Source organism: Lysobacter enzymogenes (genome assembly GCF_023617245.1).
Taxonomy (GTDB): Bacteria; Pseudomonadota; Gammaproteobacteria; order Xanthomonadales; family Xanthomonadaceae; genus Lysobacter; species Lysobacter yananisis.
Map to the genome: position 1 here is coordinate 3,793,576 of NZ_CP067396.1, position 16,605 is coordinate 3,810,180.

The window sequence follows — 16,605 nt, forward strand, 5'->3', positions numbered from 1 at the left end:
CGACTTTGAGGACCACCGCGTCATGGCCATCTTCAACCAGCCCGCACCGCCCAAGCGCGACACTCCGCTGCCGCCGCTGCAGCCGGAAACCGCTCTCAAGAAAGAACCCGACACGGCCAACGAATTCAGCTTCGGCCAGCCCAGCGCGCCGACGCCGGCGCCGATCAGCGCGCCCGCGCAGGCGCCCGCGCCGCAGCAGCGTCCGGCCGAAGCGCGCGAGACCGCCAAGGAATCGCTGATCGCCGCCGACCTCACCATCGAGGGCAAGATCCACGGCGCCGGCCACATCCGCATCGCCGGCCGCTTCAAGGGCGACGTGCAGGTCGACGGCGACCTTACCGTCGAACTCGGCGCCAAGGTCAACGGCGGCGTGCGCGCGCGCAAGGTGGTGATCGCGGGCGAACTGGAAGGCAACATCGATTCGGCCCAGCGCGTGGAGCTGCTGGAGAGCGGCGTGGTGGTCGGCGACGTCAAGGCCGGCACCGTCACCGTCGCCGCCGGCGCGCGCGTGCGCGGCCAGGTCGAGTTCGGTTGGGAAGACAGCGGCAAGTCGGTGGCGCGCAACGACAAGAGCGACAAGAACGACAACGGCAAGTCCGACAAGGGCGGCAAGGCGGAGACCGGCGCCGACTCATGAGCGCGCAACGCCAGGGCATGCCCGGGGCGACGCGCGTTTGTCCGCACTGCAAGGCGACGATCCTGGAATCGGCGAGCGTGTGCCCGGCCTGCCGGCACCACCTGCGCTTCGATTCCGACGCCAACGCGCTGGCGGCGAAACGGTTCTCGCCGCTGCGCGTGGAAGGCAGCATCCGCCACCCGCCCAGCGACGGCGCGTGGGAGTATTCGATGGTGTTGTCGATCAAGAACGACCGCGGCGAGGAGATCACCCGCCAGGTCGTCGGCGTGGGTGCGCTGTTCTCCGGGGAGGAGCGCACCTTCACCCTCTCGGTCGAAGCGTTCGAAGCGGTCGGATACAAGGCCGCCGGCAAGGGCCGGCTGCGCCGCTGAGCGGCGGCGCGGCGGCGGTGTCATAGGAAAGGATCCCTCACGATGTCGGAACCCGCATCGCTGTACGCCCGTTTCACCCTCAGCCACGAGCAGTACGAAGCGTTCATGAACTCCGCGCCGGCGCGTCCGGCCGGTTTCGCCGATTGGCAATCCTGGTTCGACCGCCGCGAAATGAGCGGCGGCAGCCGCGTGCCGCCGGAGATCCTCGCCGACCTGGACGCCGCCAGCGTGGCCGAGGTCATCAAGGCCTGGCGCGAGGACGCCTGGACCGGCACGCCGCCGGTGGAGTACGACGAGATCCGCCGCACCCTGCGCATCGCCATGCTGCAGGCGTCGGAGAACTACCACGAGATGCTGCGGCTGCTGACGCCGCTGCGCGGCGCGGCGCGGTTCAACGAGCCGGGCGCGGACGATTTCGTGGTGATCCTGGACTTTCTCTGGGACGAGCAGGCGATCGAGGCCTATGTGCGCTTCGGCGACGGCGGCAGCCGCTTCGACGAGGACTGCGCGCCGGAGCACCTGGAGGAGGCGCGCACGTACCTGCGCGAGGCCCTGGACTATCTGCAGAGCCGCGCGGGTTGAGCGACGCGGCCCCGCGCGTTCCGATGCGCAAGCGCGGGGCCCGCCCCACCGAGCCCGCTAGGAGCGCTGGATGCCCGAACCGATCTATCTGTTGATCCTGGCGGCGTGGTCGCCGCCGCTGATCCTGGCGCTCGCGCGCCTGGGGTTCGGCCGCTACGGCGTGATCGTGCATGCACTGGCGCTGGCGGCGACGCTCGCCGTCGTTTACGCCGCCCTGCGCCTGTGCCTGGCGCCGCTGCGCGAACCCGGGACGGAGCAGGCGTTCGCATCGGTCGACACGATCGTGCGCCAGGTCGATTACTGGTGGGCGGTGTACCTGTTCGAACAGGCCTGGCCGGCGCTCGCGGCGGGGTACTTCGTCGTGTGCTGGCTGCTCGCCCTGCCCTTCGCGCTGCGGCTGAGGCGGCAACGCATCGCCGCCGCGCCGCGCGAAACCTAATCCGACGGCCCGCAGCTGTCGCAGCCGCCGCAATTCGGCCCGCTCGCGCGCGCCGGCGGGGCGATGCGTTTGCCCAGGCTGCGCAACCACGGCGGCCGGCCTTCGCGCACCAACGGCAGCGCGCAGGCGATGCGCAAGCGCCTCACCGCGCCGGGGAATTGCTTGCGCGCGACCACGATCGCGCTGACCAGCACCGCGATCGCGATCGCCACGTATTGCGCGAACAGTCCGGCGCTCATCGTTGCCTCCTCAGCCCGCGCCCAGCGCCACCGCGACCTGGTAGGTCAGCAGCGAGGCGAGGTAGGCCAGCGCGAACAGGTAGCCCGCGCTGATCGCCACTTGCTTCCACGAGCCGGTCTCGCGCCGGATCGTGGCCAGCGTGGAAATGCACTGCGGCGCGTAGATGAACCACACCAGCAGCGACAGCGCGGTCGCCAGCGACCAGGTGTCGGTGATGATCGGGGTCAGCGCCTGCGCGGCCGCGTCGTCGTCGGCCGCCGACAGCGCGTACACCGTCGCCAGCGACGCCACCGCGACTTCGCGCGCGGCCAGGCCCGGGATCAGCGCGATGCAGATCTGCCAGTTGAAGCCGATCGGCGCGAACACCGCCGACAGCGCGTGGCCGATGCGGCCGGCGAAGCTGTAGTCGATCGCCGGCTGGGTGGCGCCTTCCGGCGCGCCCGGGAACGAGAGCAGGAACCACAGCAGGATGGTCAGCGCCAGGATGATGCCGCCGACCCGGCGCAGGAAGATCCAGGCGCGCTCCCACAGGCCGATCAGCAGGTCGCGCGGATGCGGGATGCGGTAGGACGGCAACTCCAGCAGCAGCGCGTGCTCGCTCTTGTCGCGGCGCCACTTCTTCATCACCCACGACACCATCAGCGCGCTGACGATGCCGGCCATGTACAGGCCGAACAGCACCAGGCCCTGCAGGTTGAACGCGCCCCACACCTTCTGCTGCGGAATGAACGCGCCGATCAGCAGCGCGTACACCGGCAGGCGCGCCGAGCAGGTCATCAACGGCGCGACGATGATCGTGGCCAGGCGGTCGCGCGGGTCCTGGATCGAGCGCGTGGCCATGATTCCGGGAATCGCGCAGGCGAAGCTCGACAGCAGCGGGATGAACGAGCGGCCCGACAGGCCGGCGCCGGCCATCATCCGGTCGAGCAGGAACGCCGCGCGCGGCAGGTAGCCCGATTCCTCCAGCGCCAGGATGAAGGCGAACAGGATCAGGATCTGCGGCAGGAACACCACCACTCCGCCGAGACCGGCGATCACGCCGTCCACCAGCAGGCTGCGCAGCGGCCCGTCGGGCAGCAGCGCGCCGGCCTGTTCGCCGACCCAGGCGGTGCCGGCCTCGATCAGGTCCATCAGCGGCGTGGCCCAGGCGTACACCGCCTGGAAGATCAGGAACATCACCACCGCCAGCGACAGCAGCCCCAGCACCGGATGCAGCAGCCAGCGGTCGAGCGCGTCGTCGACCTTGGCGGTGCGGGTGGGCATGGTGACGGTGAGATCGAGCAGGCGTCGGGTCTCGGCGTGCAGGTCGGCGCCTTCGGCCAGGCGCGCGCGCGGCTCGTGCGGCGCGGCGGCGACCTGGTCGAGGGTGGCGACGAGTTCGCGCGCGCCGTCGCGGCGGACCGCGACGGTCGCCACCACCGGCACGCCCAACTCCTTCTCCAGCGCGGCCAGGTCGATGCCGATGCCGCGGCGCTTGGCCGCGTCCATCATGTTGACCGCGACGATCATCGGCCGGCCGAGTTCGCGCAGTTCCAGCACGAAACGCAGGTGCAGGCGCAGGTTGGTCGCATCGACCACGCACAGCAGCACGTCCGGCGCCGGTTCGCCCGGATAGAAGCCGCGCAGCACGTCGCGGGTGACCGCTTCGTCCAGGCTCGCGGCGCTGAGGCTGTAGGCGCCGGGAAGATCGAGCACCGCGTAATGCCGGCCCGACGGCGCGTGCAGGCGGCCTTCCTTGCGCTCGACGGTGACGCCGGCGTAGTTGGCGACTTTCTGCCGGCTGCCGGTGAGCAGGTTGAACAGCGCGGTCTTGCCGCAATTGGGATTGCCGACCAGGGCCACGCGCCGGGCGCTATCGGCGGCCTCGCGCGGCGCGCTCATCGCGGGAGCGGCGGCGCTCATGCCGCACCCTCCGCCGACAGCGGCTTGACCCGCACCCGCGCCGCTTCGCTGCGGCGCAAGGCGAACCGGGTGTAGCCGATCTGCACCAGCAACGGCTCGGCGGCGACGGGGCCGGCGGCCATCACTTCGACCCGCTCGCCGGCGACGAAGCCGAGTTCGCGCAGGCGTCTTGCGATGGTGTCGTTGGGCGCTTGGTCATCGACGGTCTCGACCGTGGCCGCGATACGGCGCGGCAATTCGGACAGCTTCAAGGGGCGGCTTCCTACGAAGGTGGCGTCCCAAATGGGAATTGTTCTCATTCTAGCACCGACCGCCGTACAGGGGCGGAGGGATCAAGCTGAACGGTATCATTCGGCCAACTCTCACAAACTTCCCCCATGCCGATGAACCACCCGCTGCTGAACCTGCGCGACGGTCCGGTCGCCCGCCTGCGCCTGAACCGCCCCGAGCTGCACAACGCCTTCGACGCGGTGCTGATCGCCGCCCTGACCGGCGCCCTGGAGGCCGCCGGCGCCGACCCGGGCGTGCGGGTGGTGGTGATCGAGGGCGAAGGCGCCTCGTTCTCGGCCGGCGCCGACCTCAACTGGATGCGCGGCATGGCCCAGGCCAGCGAGGCGGACAACCGCGAGGATTCGCTGGCGCTGGCGCGGCTGATGCGCACCCTCAACGAGCTGCCCAAGCCGACCGTCGCCCGCGTCCACGGCGCGGCCTTCGGCGGCGGCGTCGGCCTGGTGGCCTGTTGCGACATCGCCATCGCCGCGCCGGAGGCCAAGTTCGGCCTGACCGAGAGCAAGCTGGGGCTGCTGCCGGCGGTGATTTCGCCGTACGTGATCGAAGCCATCGGCGCGCGCCAGGCGCGGCGCTGGTTCGCCACCGCGGAGATCTTCGAGGCGGCCACTGCGCAGGCGATCGGCCTGCTGCATCAGGTGGTGCCGAACTATCGCCTGGACGAAGCGGTGGACAAGCAGATCGCGCTGCTGCTGAAAGCCGGCCCGCACGCGGCGGCGACGGCGAAGGCGCTGGTGCGGCGGGTCGCCGGCGAACGCGACGGGGCGCGGCTGGACCAGGACAACGCGGCGCTGATCGCGTCGTTGCGGGTGTCGGCGGAAGGCCAGGAGGGTTTGTCGGCGTTTCTCGACAAGCGCAAGCCCGGCTGGGTCGAGTAAGGCGCGGCGGCAGGTTGCTCGCTGCCGCGGGCGTAGGTTGCCGGCATTCGGCGGCGTGTCGGCTTTCGCCGTAGTCCGATTGCCGCGGTCGCGGCTTGCGCAGCTCCTACAGGGCTTCGGCCACGGCGACCGCAGCCCGCCTGTCGTCATTCCGGCGAAAGCCGGAATCCATTTTGATTCGTTGTTGCCGTTGCCGTTGCCGTTGCTGTTGCCTTCGCTCGTGCTCGCCCCCGAGCCCGATGCAGTCGTCCCGCAGCCCCGGAGGGCGTGCGCATGGATGCGCACGCGCGCCATGGGACAGGATGTCCCTTATGGCGCGGCCCCGCGCCACTTTCGAGCCCTAGTGGCTCTTGATCCGAAAAAACAAGGCCTTTTCTTTGGTTACTTTCTTTGTGGCTTAAGACAAAGAAAGTGACCCGGCCGCTTGCGGACGGAAGCTCTTGATCGTCGCTTCTCGTCACGCGGACGCACACACAAAGACGAACCCCATCGCGGCACGCCCCCTGTAGGAGCGGCGCAAGCCGCGACCGCGCCATCGCAAACGCAGTGAAAGTTTCGCCTTGGTTGCGTTGCCGCGGTCGCGGCTCGCGCCGCTCCTACAGTCGGATACGCAACCCCACGTCCGTCATTCCGGCGAAAGCCGGAACCCATGTTGACGTTGCTGTTTCTTTCGCCGTTACCGATGTCTCGCGCGACGACAAGCCACCATCAAAAGCTTTCGTCCGCAAGCGGCCGAGCTACTTTCTTTTGTCAGCGCGACAAAAGAAAGTAGCGCTGGTCTCTAACCTCAAGTGCATCACCTCAGTGAGGCACTGTGAATGGGTCAGCAGTATTCGCATCTGAGCGCAGAAGAGCGCGGGGCCATCATGGTCTTGATCGCCCAAGGGGCGAGCGGACGGCAAATCGCCCAGACGTTGGGTCGGGCGCAAAGCACAATTGCTCGCGAGTTGCGCCGTAATGGGTTTCGGTCCCATTCGGGGCCGCCGCTGCGCGGACGCCCTCGTTTCGACCCTGGCTACGATGCGACCCGGGCGGGCCGGCGGGCCCAGCGACTGCGGCGACGGGCGCGCGTGCGCCGCAAGCTGCGACGCGACACCGTGCTGTGGCGACGCGTGCGCTATTGGCTGGAACGGTGCTGGTCGCCGCAACAGATTGCCGACAAACTGCGGGATCTGTACCCGGACCGGCCCTGGCTGCGCGTGTCGCACGAAACGATCTATACCGCGATTTATGCGATGCCGCGCGGCGAATTGCGCCGCCAGGTGACCCGTCTGCTGCGGCAGGGGCGCAAGTCCGGCCGCCGCACGCGCCAGGGAAGCGACGCCCGCGGCCATCTGCCGGATCTGCCCAACATCCGCCTGCGGCCGCCGGCCGCGCATGAGCGCCTGATGCCGGGGCATTGGGAGGGCGACCTGATCGTGGGCGCGCACAACCGCTCGGCGATTGGGGTATTGGTCTGCCGCCGCACCTTGTACGTCAAGCTGGTCAAGCTCGCCGACGCGACCGCGCACACGGTGCTGGAGGCCTTCAGCTCGGCGTTCGAAGGCGTGCCGGAAAGTTTGAAGAAGACCTTGACCTACGACCAGGGCAAGGAAATGGCATCGCATCGGCAGTTGAGCGAACGCACTGGTTTAGCGATCTACTTCGCCGACCCCCATAGCCCGTGGCAACGCGGAACCTGCGAAAACACCAACGGCTTGTTGCGGCAATACTTTCCCAAGGGCACCGATCTGTCGGTGCATTCTGCGCAGCGCCTCAAAGAGGTGGCGTGGGAAATGAACAACCGCCCCCGCCGTAGCCTGGGCAGGCGCTCGCCCGTCGAGGTGCTCTACGAGGAACTCAAAAACCCGCGGGCGCAGGGTGATGCACTTGGACATTGACTCCGCCAACCAAAGAAAAACGCTTGTTTAAGGTCAAAAGCCACTAGGTCCAGCACCTTTCGCGGGGATGCGCCGTAAGGGGCATCCATGCCCCTACGGCGCACGCGCGCATCCATGCGCGCGCCCTTCGGGTCTGCGCGGCATGGGCTTCACGTGGAGCTACGTCAAAGCGAACGGCAACGGCAGTAACAGCAACGACAACGGCAACGGCAACGGCAACAGTACCGGCTCCGGCACCTTCAACGGCAAACCCAACAACAACGCCCAAACACCGCCTAAGCCACTGCCTCCCCCGACGCTTCAGCACCGTCCCGTATGGCGCCCACGACACACGCCCGAACCACATAACCGGGCATCCTGTCGCGCAAACCTCCCCGCCCATCGCAGCCCCGACGCGACAGCCGGCCCGCCTTCGGCCAAAATCCCCCCATCGCGCCGGTCCGCCGCCGCGGCCGTCCGCCTTCCCTTCCACGCGCGTCCGCGCCACCGACCTGCGAAGTGCCCATGTTCGAGAAGATCCTGATCGCCAACCGCGGCGAAATCGCCTGCCGGGTGATCCGCACCTGCCGCACGCTCGGCATCCGCACCGTCGCGGTCTATTCCGAGGCCGACGCCGACGCCCAGCACGTGCGCCAGGCCGACGAGGCCTATCCCATCGGCGGCCCGCGCCCGGCCGAGAGCTATCTGCGCGGCGACGCGATCATCGAAGTCGCCCGCCGCTGCGGCGCGCAGGCGATCCACCCCGGCTACGGCTTCCTCAGCGAGAACGCCGACTTCGCCGACGCGGTCGAGGCCGCCGGGATCGCCTTCATCGGCCCCAAGGCCGCGTCGATGCGCAAGATGGGCAGCAAGGCCGGCGCCAAGGAACTGATGCAGGCCGCCGGCGTGCCGGTGGTGCCGGGCTACACCGGCGAGGACCAGGACCCCGCCCTGCTCCAGCGCGAGGCCGACGCCATCGGCTATCCGCTGATGATCAAGGCCGCCCACGGCGGCGGCGGCAAGGGCATGCGCATCGTGCGCGAGTCCGGCGAGTTCGCCGCCAACCTGGAAAGCTGCCAACGCGAGGCGCGCAACGCCTTCGGCCGCGACCGGGTGCTGCTGGAACGCTACGTCGAGCGCCCGCGCCACATCGAGATCCAGATCTTCGGCGACAACGACGGCCAGGTGATCCACCTCAACGAACGCGAGTGCTCGGCCCAGCGCCGCTACCAGAAGGTGCTGGAAGAGTCGCCCTCGCCGTTCCTGACCCCCGAGCTGCGCGCGCAGATGGGCGCCGCCGCGGTCCAGGCCGGCCACGCCATCGACTACGTCAACGCCGGCACGGTCGAGTTCATCGTCGGCCAGGACGGCGGTTTCTACTTCATGGAAATCAACACCCGCCTGCAGGTCGAGCACCCGGTGACCGAGCTCGTCACCGGCCTGGACCTGGTCGAATGGCAGCTGCGCGTGGCCGCGGGCGAACCGCTGCCGCTGGCGCAGGACGCCATCGTCCAGCGCGGCCACGCGATCGAAGTGCGCCTGTACGCCGAAGACCCGGAGGCCGGCTTCCTGCCCGGCTCGGGCAGGCTCGAACGCCTGCGCCTGCCGGCCGCCGACGCCCACGTGCGCCTGGATTCGGGCGTGATCGAAGGCGACACGGTGACGATCTTCTACGACCCGATGATCGCCAAGCTGATCGTCTCCGATGCCGACCGCCCGCGCGCGCTGGCGCGCCTGCGCGCGGCGCTGGCCGACAGCGAGATCGCCGGCCCGAAGTCGAACATCGAATTCCTGGAACGGTTGGCGCGGCATCCGGCGGTGGTCGAGGGCACCATCGACACCGGCTACCTCGACCGCCACCTCGACGAGTTCATGCCCGCCGCGCAGGCCGACGAAGCCGGCGACGCCGACCTGCTCGCCGGCGCCGCGGTCGCCGAACTGCTGGCGCAGGAGCGCCGCACCCGCGCCGACGCCGCCGCCTCGAACGATCCGACCTCGCCGTGGGCCGTCGCCGACGGCTGGCGCCTGGGCCACGGCGGCCGCCGCAGCCTGGCGTTCCTGCGCCGCGACCAGCGCCTGGAGCTGTCGGCGCAGGGCAGCGCCGGCGACTACCGCATAGACGGCATCGCCGCCGCCACGGTCGAAGTGCGCGGCGCGCGCCTGGCCGGCGACGAGCTGAGCCTGCGCATCGACGGCCGAGCGCGCCGCCTGCGCGCGCTCGGCGACGGCGCGCGCGTGGTCGTGCACGACGGCGAGCGCCGCCTGCGCCTGGACGCGGTGCCGGTGTACCGCCACGAAAGCAGCGCCGCCGCCGGTTCGGGCAACAGCGTCAACGCGCCGATGCCGGGCCGGGTGGTGGTGGTCAAGGCCGCGCCGGGCGACGCGGTCGAGGCCGGCCAGGAGGTGATGGTGATCGAAGCGATGAAGATGGAGCTGAGCCTCAAGGCCCCGCGCGCCGGCACCATCGCCGAGATCCGCGCCGCCGCCGGCGACTTCGTCGAAGCCGACGCGGTGCTGGCGACGCTGGAAAGCGCCTGAGCCACGGCCGATGCCGTCGCCGGCGCAGAGGGGCCGGATCGATGCCGCGGCCGCGGGATGCGTCATGATCGCTGGCCCGGCCTCGGCCGGGCGGCGGCCGAACACGGCGACCGCCGGCCCGGCGAATCGCGGGCCGCGCGACCGTCGGCGCCGGACCGGACCGCCGCGCCGCAACGCTGTGTCGCCGCGACCGGGCCATTTCGCGCTTGCGCGGCCGGCCGGCGCCGCCATTTCACGTTTGTCCCGTTGGATGCTTTTTCCCTGCGCAAAGCCGCCATGAACCTGCCGACCGCCCCCCTGTCCCGCACCGCCCGGCGCCTGGCCCTGGCCGCGCTGCTGGCCGGCCTGTCCGCCTGCGTCGCGTTCGAGCACGCGCCGGTGGCCGAACTGCGCTGCGACCCGGACCTGGCCGGCGCCTGGACCGTCAAGGCCGGCAACGGCCTGAAGAAAACCGCGCACATCGACGCGCGCTGCCACACCGACGACTGGCCCGGCATGAGCGACAAACCGGTCGCGCTGGACCTGACCGGCTTCGTCATCGGCCAGGACCGCTACCTCGCGCTCACGCCCGTGCAGGCCCAGCTCGCGATGGGCGCCGACCCCGGCGCGCTGACCGAGGGCCTGCCCAAGGACGCAGTGTTCCTGGTGCTCTACCGCCTGGGCCCCGACGGGCGCCTGCAGGCCTGGCTGCCCGACTCCAAGCGCGCGCTCGACGCCATCGCCCGCGGCGAGCTCGACGGACGCCGGCTCAAGGAACAGTTCGCCCTGATCCAGGGCCCCCCAGAGCAGTTGCGCGATACCCTCGCGCAACGCCTGAATCTCTTGTACGACACCGACAGACAGGCCATGGTGTTCGAACGCGCCAAGGCCGCCCGCCAGGATTCTCCATGAACCAGCCCGCCACCCCGCCCGCGTCCGTGCGCATCGTCGAAGTCGGCCCGCGCGACGGCCTGCAGAACGAAAAGGCCCAGATCGCCACCGCCGACAAGATCGCCCTGATCGACCGGCTCTCGGCCACCGGCCTGCGCAGCATCGAAGCCACCAGCTTCGTCAGCCCCAAGTGGGTGCCGCAGCTTGCCGACGCCGCCGAAGTCTTCGCCGGCATCGCGCGCAGGCCCGGCGTGCATTACCCCGTGCTGGTGCCCAACGAGCAAGGCTACGAACGCGCGCGCGCGGTCGGCGTGGAGGAGATCGCGGTGTTCACCGCCGCCTCGGAGGCGTTCAACCGCAAGAACATCAACGCCTCCATCGACGAATCGCTGGCGCGCTTCGCGCCGGTGATGGCGCGCGCCAAGGCCGACGGCGTGGCCGTGCGCGGCTACGTGTCCACCGTGCTCGGCTGCCCCTACCAGGGCGCGGTGCCGGTCGGCGACGTGGTGCGGGTGGCGCGCGCGCTGTTCGATATGGGCTGCTACGAGATCTCGCTCGGCGACACCATCGGCGTGGGCACGCCGGGCAAGGCCCGGGCGATGTTCAAGGCGGTCGCGGCCGAAGTGCCGCTGGCCGCGCTGGCCGTGCATTTCCACGACACCTACGGCCAGGCCCTGGCCAACATCCTGGCCTGCCTGGAAGAAGGCGCGGCGGTGGTCGATTCGGCGGTGTCCGGCACCGGCGGCTGCCCCTACGCCAAGGGCGCCAGCGGCAACGTCGCCAGCGAGGACGTGGTCTACATGCTGCACGGCCTGGGCGTGAGCACCGGCGTGGACATCGACGCGCTGGCCGACACCGGCCGCTGGCTCGCCGCCCTGCTCGGCCGCGAGACCGGCAGCAAGGTCGGCAAGGCGCTGGCCGCGGCGTGAAGCCCGCACCGCCCACGAACGACCCGCCCTCCGGCGCCGCCGACGCGACGCCGGACGACGCGCTCGCCGCGCTGGAAACCGCGCTGGCCGATCCGCAGCTGCCCGCGCACCTGGGCGAAAGCCTGCGCCGCGCCACCGCCGCGCTGCGCCGCGAACGCGACGAGGCCGCGCTGATCCAGCAGGCCTTCGACGCCATCCCCGATCTGGTCACCGTGCTCGACGAGGAAGGCACGGTGGTCGAGATCAACCGCCACGGCACCGACGCGCACCGGCGCCGGCGCGAGGACATCCTCGGCCAGCCGATCCACGTGCTCAATCCGGAATTGCCCAAGGATCACCTCGCGCCGGTCTGGGAAACCCTCAACCGCGGCGACAGCTACCTCATCGAAGTCACCAACAAGCGCGGCGACGGCACCCGCTTCCCGGTGGAAGTGCATTCGGCCGGCTTCGTCCACGACGGCGAGCGCCGCATCGTCGCGGTCGCGCGCGACCTCAGCACCCGGCAAGAGGACGAACTGCGCTTTCGCGAGCTGGTCGAGTCCATCGACCGCGGCCTGATCGTGCAGGACCACTCGCTGCGCATCGTCTACGCCAACAGCGCGGCGATGAGCCTGCTGTCGCTGCACAACGGCCAGAGCATCGCCGACGAGTTGCGTTCGGGCCAGTGGATGGTGGTCGACGAACACGGCTGCGAACTCGCGCCGGAGCACTACCCCTCGCGCGTGGCGCTGGACACCGGCGTGGTGGTCGGCAGCCGCGTGCTCGGCCTGTATCACCGCACCCGCCGCGAACTGATCTGGCTGTCGATCACCGCCGTGCCGCAGTTCCCGCCCGGCGGCGACCGCCCCGACCAGGTGTTCGCGCTGTTCTCCAACATCACCGAACTCAAGCGCGACAGCGCGCTGTTCGACCGCGCCCAGGCCCTGGCCCAGATCGGCGGCTGGGAGTGGGACGCCGGCCGCGACCGGCTCTACCTGACCTTCGAAGCGCAACGCATCCTCGGCCGCGACCCCGCGCCGGCGCGGATCGAAGAGTTGATCGAGTGCCTGCAGCCGTTGGACCGCCACCGCCTGCGCAATGCGCTCGAACGCACCCTCGCCGGCGGCCGCAGCCTGGACCTGGAGCTTCAGGGCCTGCGCGCGGACGGCAGCGGCTTCTGGGTGCGCGCGATCGCCGACGCCGGCGCCGGCGACGTGATCCGCCAGGTCCTGACCGGGACCTTGCAGGACATCACCGAACGCAAGCAGGAAGAAGAACAACTGCGCATCCAGGCGCGCAGCGACCCGCTCACCGGCCTGCTCAACCGCGACGCCGTGCTCGACGACCTCGAACGCCGCCTCGATGCGTTCCCGCACGCGCCGCTCGGGGTGCTGTACATCGACCTGGACCGCTTCAAGGTGGTCAACGACATCCTCGGCCACGCCGCCGGCGACCGCCTGCTGGCCTCGGCCGCGCGGCGCATCCGCCACGCGGTCGGCGACCAGGCCCAGATCGCCCGCTTCGGCGGCGACGAGTTCCTGGTGGTGTGCTCGCTCGACGGCGACGCCACCCGCGCCGAGCGCCTGGCCGACGCGATCCTGGAGATCTTCGGCGACAGCTTCCGCGTCGACGGCGAAGAGTTCAGCATCACCGCCAGCATCGGCATCGCCCAGGCGCCGCTGGACGGACGCACCGGGCAGCAGCTGATCCAGAGCGCCGACGTCGCCATGTACGACAGCAAGCGCCGCGGCCGCAACAGCTGGCAGGCGTTCACCCCGGAACTGGCCGAGCAACAGCTGTACCGGCTGCAGTTGGAAACCCACCTGCGCCGCGCCGTGCACAACGACGAATTCCATCTGGTCTACCAGCCGCAGGTGAACCTGCACGACGGCCGCGTGGTCGCCGCCGAGGCGCTGATCCGCTGGCGCAACCGCTCGCTCGGCGAGATGCGCCCGGACCGCTTCATCGACCACGCCGAGACCACCGGCGACATCGTCGGCATCGGCGGCTGGGTGCTGCACGAGGCCTGCCGCCAGTTGCGCCAGTGGCGCGACCAGGGCCTGGCGATCGAGCGCGTCGCGGTCAACGTCTCCTACCGCCAGTTCCTCGGCGACGACCTCGGCCACACCGTCGCCGCCGCGCTGGCTGAACACGGCCTGCCCGGCAGCGCGCTGGAACTGGAATTCACCGAACGGGTGCTGATCGAAGACGCGCCCGACACCGTGCGCACCTTCGCCCGCCTGCGCGAACTCGGCGTGAGCCTGTCGATCGACGACTTCGGCGAAGGCTACAGCGCGCTCAACTACATCCGCCGCCTGCCGATCCACGGGCTCAAGCTCAGCCAGTTGTTCGTGCAAGGCGTGCCCGACAACCAATCCGACGTCGCGGTCTGCCAGGCGGTCACCGGCATCGCCCGCAGCCTCGGCCTGGGACTGGTGGCCGAAGGCGTGGAAACCGAGCGCCAGCGCGCCTTCCTGCGCGAACTGGGCGTGCTGATCGGCCAAGGCTTCCTGTTCGCCCCCGGCCTGCCGCCGGACGAACTGCGCGACTACTGCCGCGCCCAAGTCCGCCACTGACCGCACGCGCAAGCCCACCCTCGATAGGAGCGACGCAAGTCGCGACCGCGGCCTCGCCCCGGCGACGCACGCGCGGTTTCGCGGTCGCGGCTCGCGCCGCTCCTACAATCGCGAACCCGGCATCCTCACGCGCCGCAGCCGCGACACCCAACCACGACGCAACCGCCACTACCGACTGTAGGAGCGACGCAAGTCGCGACCGCGACCTCCCAACTACGACGCAAGCGCGACCAAACGCGTCGCTCCGGCTCAACCGCCCCCGGACCCGCCGCCCTTGCCGTCGCCATCCTTGAAGCACTCGCCCAGCAACGGATTCAAGACGCCGCCGATCTTCTGCGCCGCCAGCGGATTGGACGACACCGTCGCCGCGCGCAGTTTCTGGTAGGCCGGCGACGCCATCGCCGCCTTGGCCTGCGCCCATTCCTCGGCGCTGAAGGTCTTGTCGGGGTCGGCGTTGCTGAGCATCGCGGCCTGGTACTTCACGCCCAGCGGGCTGGCGTAGAACGCTTCGAGGTAGGCGCGATCCTGCGCGTCGAGGCTGGCCTCGATCACTTGCTGCACCGGCGCGGCGACCGCGTCGTCGGCCAGCGCGCGCGCGCACGCGATCTGCGCGGGCTTGGCGTTGCGGTCCTGCTGCGCGCCCTGGCGGATGCCGGCGACGATGCCGGCCGACACCGCCCGGGCGGTCGCGCCGATGCCAGCGGCGGGCGCGGCGGCGGCAGGCTGGGCGGCAGCGGGCGTGGCGACGGCCGGTTCGAGGGCGGCCGCGGCGAACGGCGCCAGCAGCGCCGATGCGAGCAGGACGAGGGTCGGCAACGGCGATGCGGCGCGGGGCATGCGGAATCCTGGGCGAAGGGCGATGGAGATGACGGCGACGATAACGCAGCCGCCGCGTCCGGTCATGCCCCGCGAATCCAAGGCGTCCGCGCCGGCCCGCCCCGGAACGCGCGATGCAGCGCAAGCAGGAATGACGACGACGACGGCGCATGGGTCGCCGCGCGGCGCATCCATCCGATCAAAGCCATCCGCGACAACATCGGCCAGACCGTACGCGCCGCTTCGCCCCGAAGCGGACAGGAATGAACCGCGCGCCTCAGCGCAAACCGGATCCTGCCGCCGCCGCGCCGGTCGACGGCACGATCCACGGCAGCGGCACCTTCGCGCGCAGCCGGCGATAGCAATCCCCGCCCGCGCGCTCGCGGGCGACGCCGTCCACGCATGCGCCGACGTCCTCGTAGCGCACCTGATCGACCGGGATGCGCTGCAACGCATCCGGCAGGCGATCGGCGACCACGGCCAGCGCGACCTCGATGAGCTCCGCGCAATGCGCCCGGCGCTGTTCGAGCGATGCCTCGCCCGCACTCCACGGGCAATCGACCGCGACCGCCTCGCCGTTGGCGCGCAGCACGCGCTCGTCGGCCATGGCGAAATCGTAGATCGCGCACTGTCGGCTGTCGGGCAGGCACGGCGATGCATCGGCCCGCTCGCGCACCGCCGGCGCGTTGGCGCAGGCGGACAGCAACAGACAGGCGGCGAGGACGGCGAAGAATTTCACGGGCATCGTTCCTTTGAATTCGTGCGCTGCGGCCGTCGGCATCGACCCGGCCGCGGCTCGACCGCAAGCGATTGTAAGCCCGCGGCGCGCGCGGGCTCCGACGCCGACGCCGACGCCGACGCCGACGCGCAAAGCGCCGTGCCGGCCGCGACGGCGCGGCTGCGACCGACCGCCTATGGGCCGTCGCCGTTGCCTTCGCCGACGCTGGCCGCGAGCTCTTCGAGCAAAAGCCGCTGCAACTGCGGATCGAGCTGGAAGAACCCGCGCGCCCCGAGGATGCGATGGTTCGGATTGGGCCGATAGCTGTCGGCGACGATGCGGCCTTCGGCGACCTGGAACGCGCCGAGGATGTCCTCCGGCGGTACCGCGTCCTGCGGTGTTTCGGCACGGCCGTCGACGATCGCGACGATGCCCTCGCCCTGGCGCTGCGCTTCGGCCTGCAGCGCGGGCAGCGACGGCGCATGACGTGCGATCACCCTGTGCAGGAACTCCACGAACACGCGATTGCGGGCGAAGTTGTCCGGCTCGATGCCGGGCCGCTCGGGATCGATGATCTGGCCGACGATCTCCTGCGGCGCGATGCCGCGCGTGGACAGGTCCTGCTGCGGGGTCAGGGTCACATAGGCCACCGGCCCGTCGGGCTGGTTGACCTTGCAGACGAGCATGGGCAGGTCGGATCGCATCGAAGCCTCGGAGCCGTTGCGCCGCGGACGCGCGGCGGCGCCATCGTAGCCGGGCGCGGATCGCCGCGCAGCCACCGCGGCGCCGGCGCGTGCGAGCGCCGCGGTTCCGCGGCCGCGATGCACCGCGACGCGCAAGCCAGGCGAACGACTGCTTCATGATCGTCATGGACGTTATGGCGTCGCTGTCGCTTGACTCAGAAGGGACGCACCCTCGCCGCGGCGGCACCGACCTCGGCCCGCATCCGCCGCCGACCGTTCCCACGCGCCAGTAGCCAACGG

16 protein-coding genes are annotated in these 16,605 nt (G+C 70.6%); 10 read left to right on the forward strand and 6 right to left on the reverse strand.

From position 1 onward, the window contains the following. Nucleotides 1-22: 22 nt before the first annotated feature. The 4 genes from JHW41_RS15435 (at nucleotide 23) to JHW41_RS15450 (ending at nucleotide 2,029) form a co-directional block, all read left to right on the forward strand. Nucleotides 23-637: a bactofilin family protein gene (locus JHW41_RS15435; protein ID WP_057947172.1), complete on the forward strand. Its 615-nt coding sequence runs from the start codon at nucleotides 23-25 to the stop codon at nucleotides 635-637. Continuing rightward, entirely contained in the window at nucleotides 634-1,008 is a 375-nt protein-coding gene (locus JHW41_RS15440) for a hypothetical protein (protein WP_057947171.1), read from the forward strand. The genes JHW41_RS15435 and JHW41_RS15440 overlap by 4 nt, the downstream gene beginning before the upstream one ends. 42 nt (nucleotides 1,009-1,050) lie before the next feature. After that, entirely contained in the window at nucleotides 1,051-1,590 is a 540-nt protein-coding gene (locus JHW41_RS15445; RefSeq protein ID WP_057947170.1) for a hypothetical protein, read from the forward strand. Nucleotides 1,591-1,660: 70 nt separating this feature from the next. Continuing rightward, nucleotides 1,661-2,029 carry a hypothetical protein gene (locus tag JHW41_RS15450; RefSeq protein WP_057947169.1) on the forward strand — a complete coding sequence of 123 codons (369 nt, stop codon included), beginning with the start codon at nucleotides 1,661-1,663 and terminating at the stop codon, nucleotides 2,027-2,029. Here JHW41_RS15450 and JHW41_RS15455 read toward each other — a convergent pair. From JHW41_RS15455 to JHW41_RS15465, 3 genes are read right to left on the reverse strand one after another with little or no spacing between them, the layout of a single operon-like run. Then, nucleotides 2,026-2,268, reverse strand: coding sequence for a DUF6587 family protein (locus JHW41_RS15455; RefSeq protein ID WP_057947168.1), 243 nt, complete (start codon nucleotides 2,266-2,268; stop codon nucleotides 2,026-2,028). The genes JHW41_RS15450 and JHW41_RS15455 overlap by 4 nt on opposite strands. A 10-nt stretch (nucleotides 2,269-2,278) precedes the next feature. After that, the gene (feoB, locus tag JHW41_RS15460) at nucleotides 2,279-4,150 is read right to left on the reverse strand and encodes a ferrous iron transport protein B (RefSeq protein ID WP_250451049.1); all 1,872 of its coding nucleotides are present in this window, start codon (nucleotides 4,148-4,150) and stop codon (nucleotides 2,279-2,281) included. Nucleotides 4,151-4,167: 17 nt separating this feature from the next. Continuing rightward, entirely contained in the window at nucleotides 4,168-4,422 is a 255-nt protein-coding gene (locus JHW41_RS15465) for a FeoA family protein (protein WP_057947167.1), read from the reverse strand. A 132-nt stretch (nucleotides 4,423-4,554) separates the two neighbouring features. Here JHW41_RS15465 and JHW41_RS15470 point away from each other — a divergent pair, with 132 nt between their 5' ends. The 6 genes from JHW41_RS15470 to JHW41_RS15495 all read left to right on the forward strand — a co-directional run bounded on the left by JHW41_RS15470 (nucleotide 4,555) and on the right by JHW41_RS15495 (nucleotide 14,088). After that, nucleotides 4,555-5,337 carry an enoyl-CoA hydratase-related protein gene (locus JHW41_RS15470; RefSeq protein ID WP_250451059.1) on the forward strand — a complete coding sequence of 261 codons (783 nt, stop codon included), beginning with the start codon at nucleotides 4,555-4,557 and terminating at the stop codon, nucleotides 5,335-5,337. Nucleotides 5,338-6,155: 818 nt separating this feature from the next. Then, nucleotides 6,156-7,217, forward strand: a complete 1,062-nt coding sequence (locus tag JHW41_RS15475; RefSeq protein WP_057945874.1) for an IS30 family transposase — start codon at nucleotides 6,156-6,158, stop codon at nucleotides 7,215-7,217. 504 nt (nucleotides 7,218-7,721) lie between these two features. Continuing rightward, the gene (locus JHW41_RS15480) at nucleotides 7,722-9,734 is read left to right on the forward strand and encodes an acetyl-CoA carboxylase biotin carboxylase subunit (RefSeq protein WP_250443187.1); all 2,013 of its coding nucleotides are present in this window, start codon (nucleotides 7,722-7,724) and stop codon (nucleotides 9,732-9,734) included. Nucleotides 9,735-10,010: 276 nt separating this feature from the next. Next, a complete protein-coding gene (locus JHW41_RS15485; protein WP_250443189.1) occupies nucleotides 10,011-10,625 on the forward strand; it encodes a hypothetical protein in 615 nt (204 codons plus the stop codon). Then, nucleotides 10,622-11,533: a hydroxymethylglutaryl-CoA lyase gene (locus tag JHW41_RS15490; protein WP_078998006.1), complete on the forward strand. Its 912-nt coding sequence runs from the start codon at nucleotides 10,622-10,624 to the stop codon at nucleotides 11,531-11,533. The genes JHW41_RS15485 and JHW41_RS15490 overlap by 4 nt, the downstream gene beginning before the upstream one ends. Then, on the forward strand, nucleotides 11,530-14,088 hold the full coding sequence (locus JHW41_RS15495; RefSeq protein WP_250443192.1) for a sensor domain-containing protein: 2,559 nt from the start codon (nucleotides 11,530-11,532) through the stop codon (nucleotides 14,086-14,088). Before JHW41_RS15490 ends, JHW41_RS15495 begins: the two co-directional genes overlap by 4 nt. Before the next feature lie 249 nt (nucleotides 14,089-14,337). Here the strand turns inward: JHW41_RS15495 and JHW41_RS15500 are convergent, their stop codons facing one another. From JHW41_RS15500 to JHW41_RS15510, 3 genes are all read right to left on the reverse strand, one after another. After that, entirely contained in the window at nucleotides 14,338-14,925 is a 588-nt protein-coding gene (locus JHW41_RS15500) for a hypothetical protein (RefSeq protein WP_250443194.1), read from the reverse strand. A 256-nt stretch (nucleotides 14,926-15,181) separates the two neighbouring features. Beyond that, nucleotides 15,182-15,685 carry a hypothetical protein gene (locus JHW41_RS15505; protein WP_250443197.1) on the reverse strand — a complete coding sequence of 168 codons (504 nt, stop codon included), beginning with the start codon at nucleotides 15,683-15,685 and terminating at the stop codon, nucleotides 15,182-15,184. 131 nt (nucleotides 15,686-15,816) lie between these two features. Further along, complete coding sequence (locus JHW41_RS15510) at nucleotides 15,817-16,326, reverse strand: hypothetical protein (RefSeq protein WP_250443199.1); 510 nt, start codon at nucleotides 16,324-16,326, stop codon at nucleotides 15,817-15,819. Nucleotides 16,327-16,605 lie beyond the last annotated feature (279 nt).

Bases quoted from the DNA above. Each gene is read 5' to 3' on its own strand.
- JHW41_RS15510 (WP_250443199.1), bottom strand. From the start codon at position 16,326: ATGCGATCCGACCTGCCCATGCTCGTCTGCAAGGTCAACCAGCCCGAC.
- JHW41_RS15480 (WP_250443187.1), top strand. From the start codon at position 7,722: ATGTTCGAGAAGATCCTGATCGCCAACCGCGGCGAAATCGCCTGCCGG.
- JHW41_RS15450 (WP_057947169.1), top strand. From the start codon at position 1,661: ATGCCCGAACCGATCTATCTGTTGATCCTGGCGGCGTGGTCGCCGCCG.
- JHW41_RS15445 (WP_057947170.1), top strand. From the start codon at position 1,051: ATGTCGGAACCCGCATCGCTGTACGCCCGTTTCACCCTCAGCCACGAG.
- JHW41_RS15475 (WP_057945874.1), top strand. From the start codon at position 6,156: ATGGGTCAGCAGTATTCGCATCTGAGCGCAGAAGAGCGCGGGGCCATC.
- JHW41_RS15440 (WP_057947171.1), top strand. From the start codon at position 634: ATGAGCGCGCAACGCCAGGGCATGCCCGGGGCGACGCGCGTTTGTCCG.
- JHW41_RS15470 (WP_250451059.1), top strand. From the start codon at position 4,555: ATGAACCACCCGCTGCTGAACCTGCGCGACGGTCCGGTCGCCCGCCTG.
- JHW41_RS15505 (WP_250443197.1), bottom strand. From the start codon at position 15,685: ATGCCGACGGCCGCAGCGCACGAATTCAAAGGAACGATGCCCGTGAAA.
- JHW41_RS15490 (WP_078998006.1), top strand. From the start codon at position 10,622: ATGAACCAGCCCGCCACCCCGCCCGCGTCCGTGCGCATCGTCGAAGTC.
- feoB (WP_250451049.1), bottom strand. From the start codon at position 4,150: ATGAGCGCGCCGCGCGAGGCCGCCGATAGCGCCCGGCGCGTGGCCCTG.
- JHW41_RS15485 (WP_250443189.1), top strand. From the start codon at position 10,011: ATGAACCTGCCGACCGCCCCCCTGTCCCGCACCGCCCGGCGCCTGGCC.
- JHW41_RS15500 (WP_250443194.1), bottom strand. From the start codon at position 14,925: ATGCCCCGCGCCGCATCGCCGTTGCCGACCCTCGTCCTGCTCGCATCG.
- JHW41_RS15435 (WP_057947172.1), top strand. From the start codon at position 23: ATGGCCATCTTCAACCAGCCCGCACCGCCCAAGCGCGACACTCCGCTG.
- JHW41_RS15455 (WP_057947168.1), bottom strand. From the start codon at position 2,268: ATGAGCGCCGGACTGTTCGCGCAATACGTGGCGATCGCGATCGCGGTG.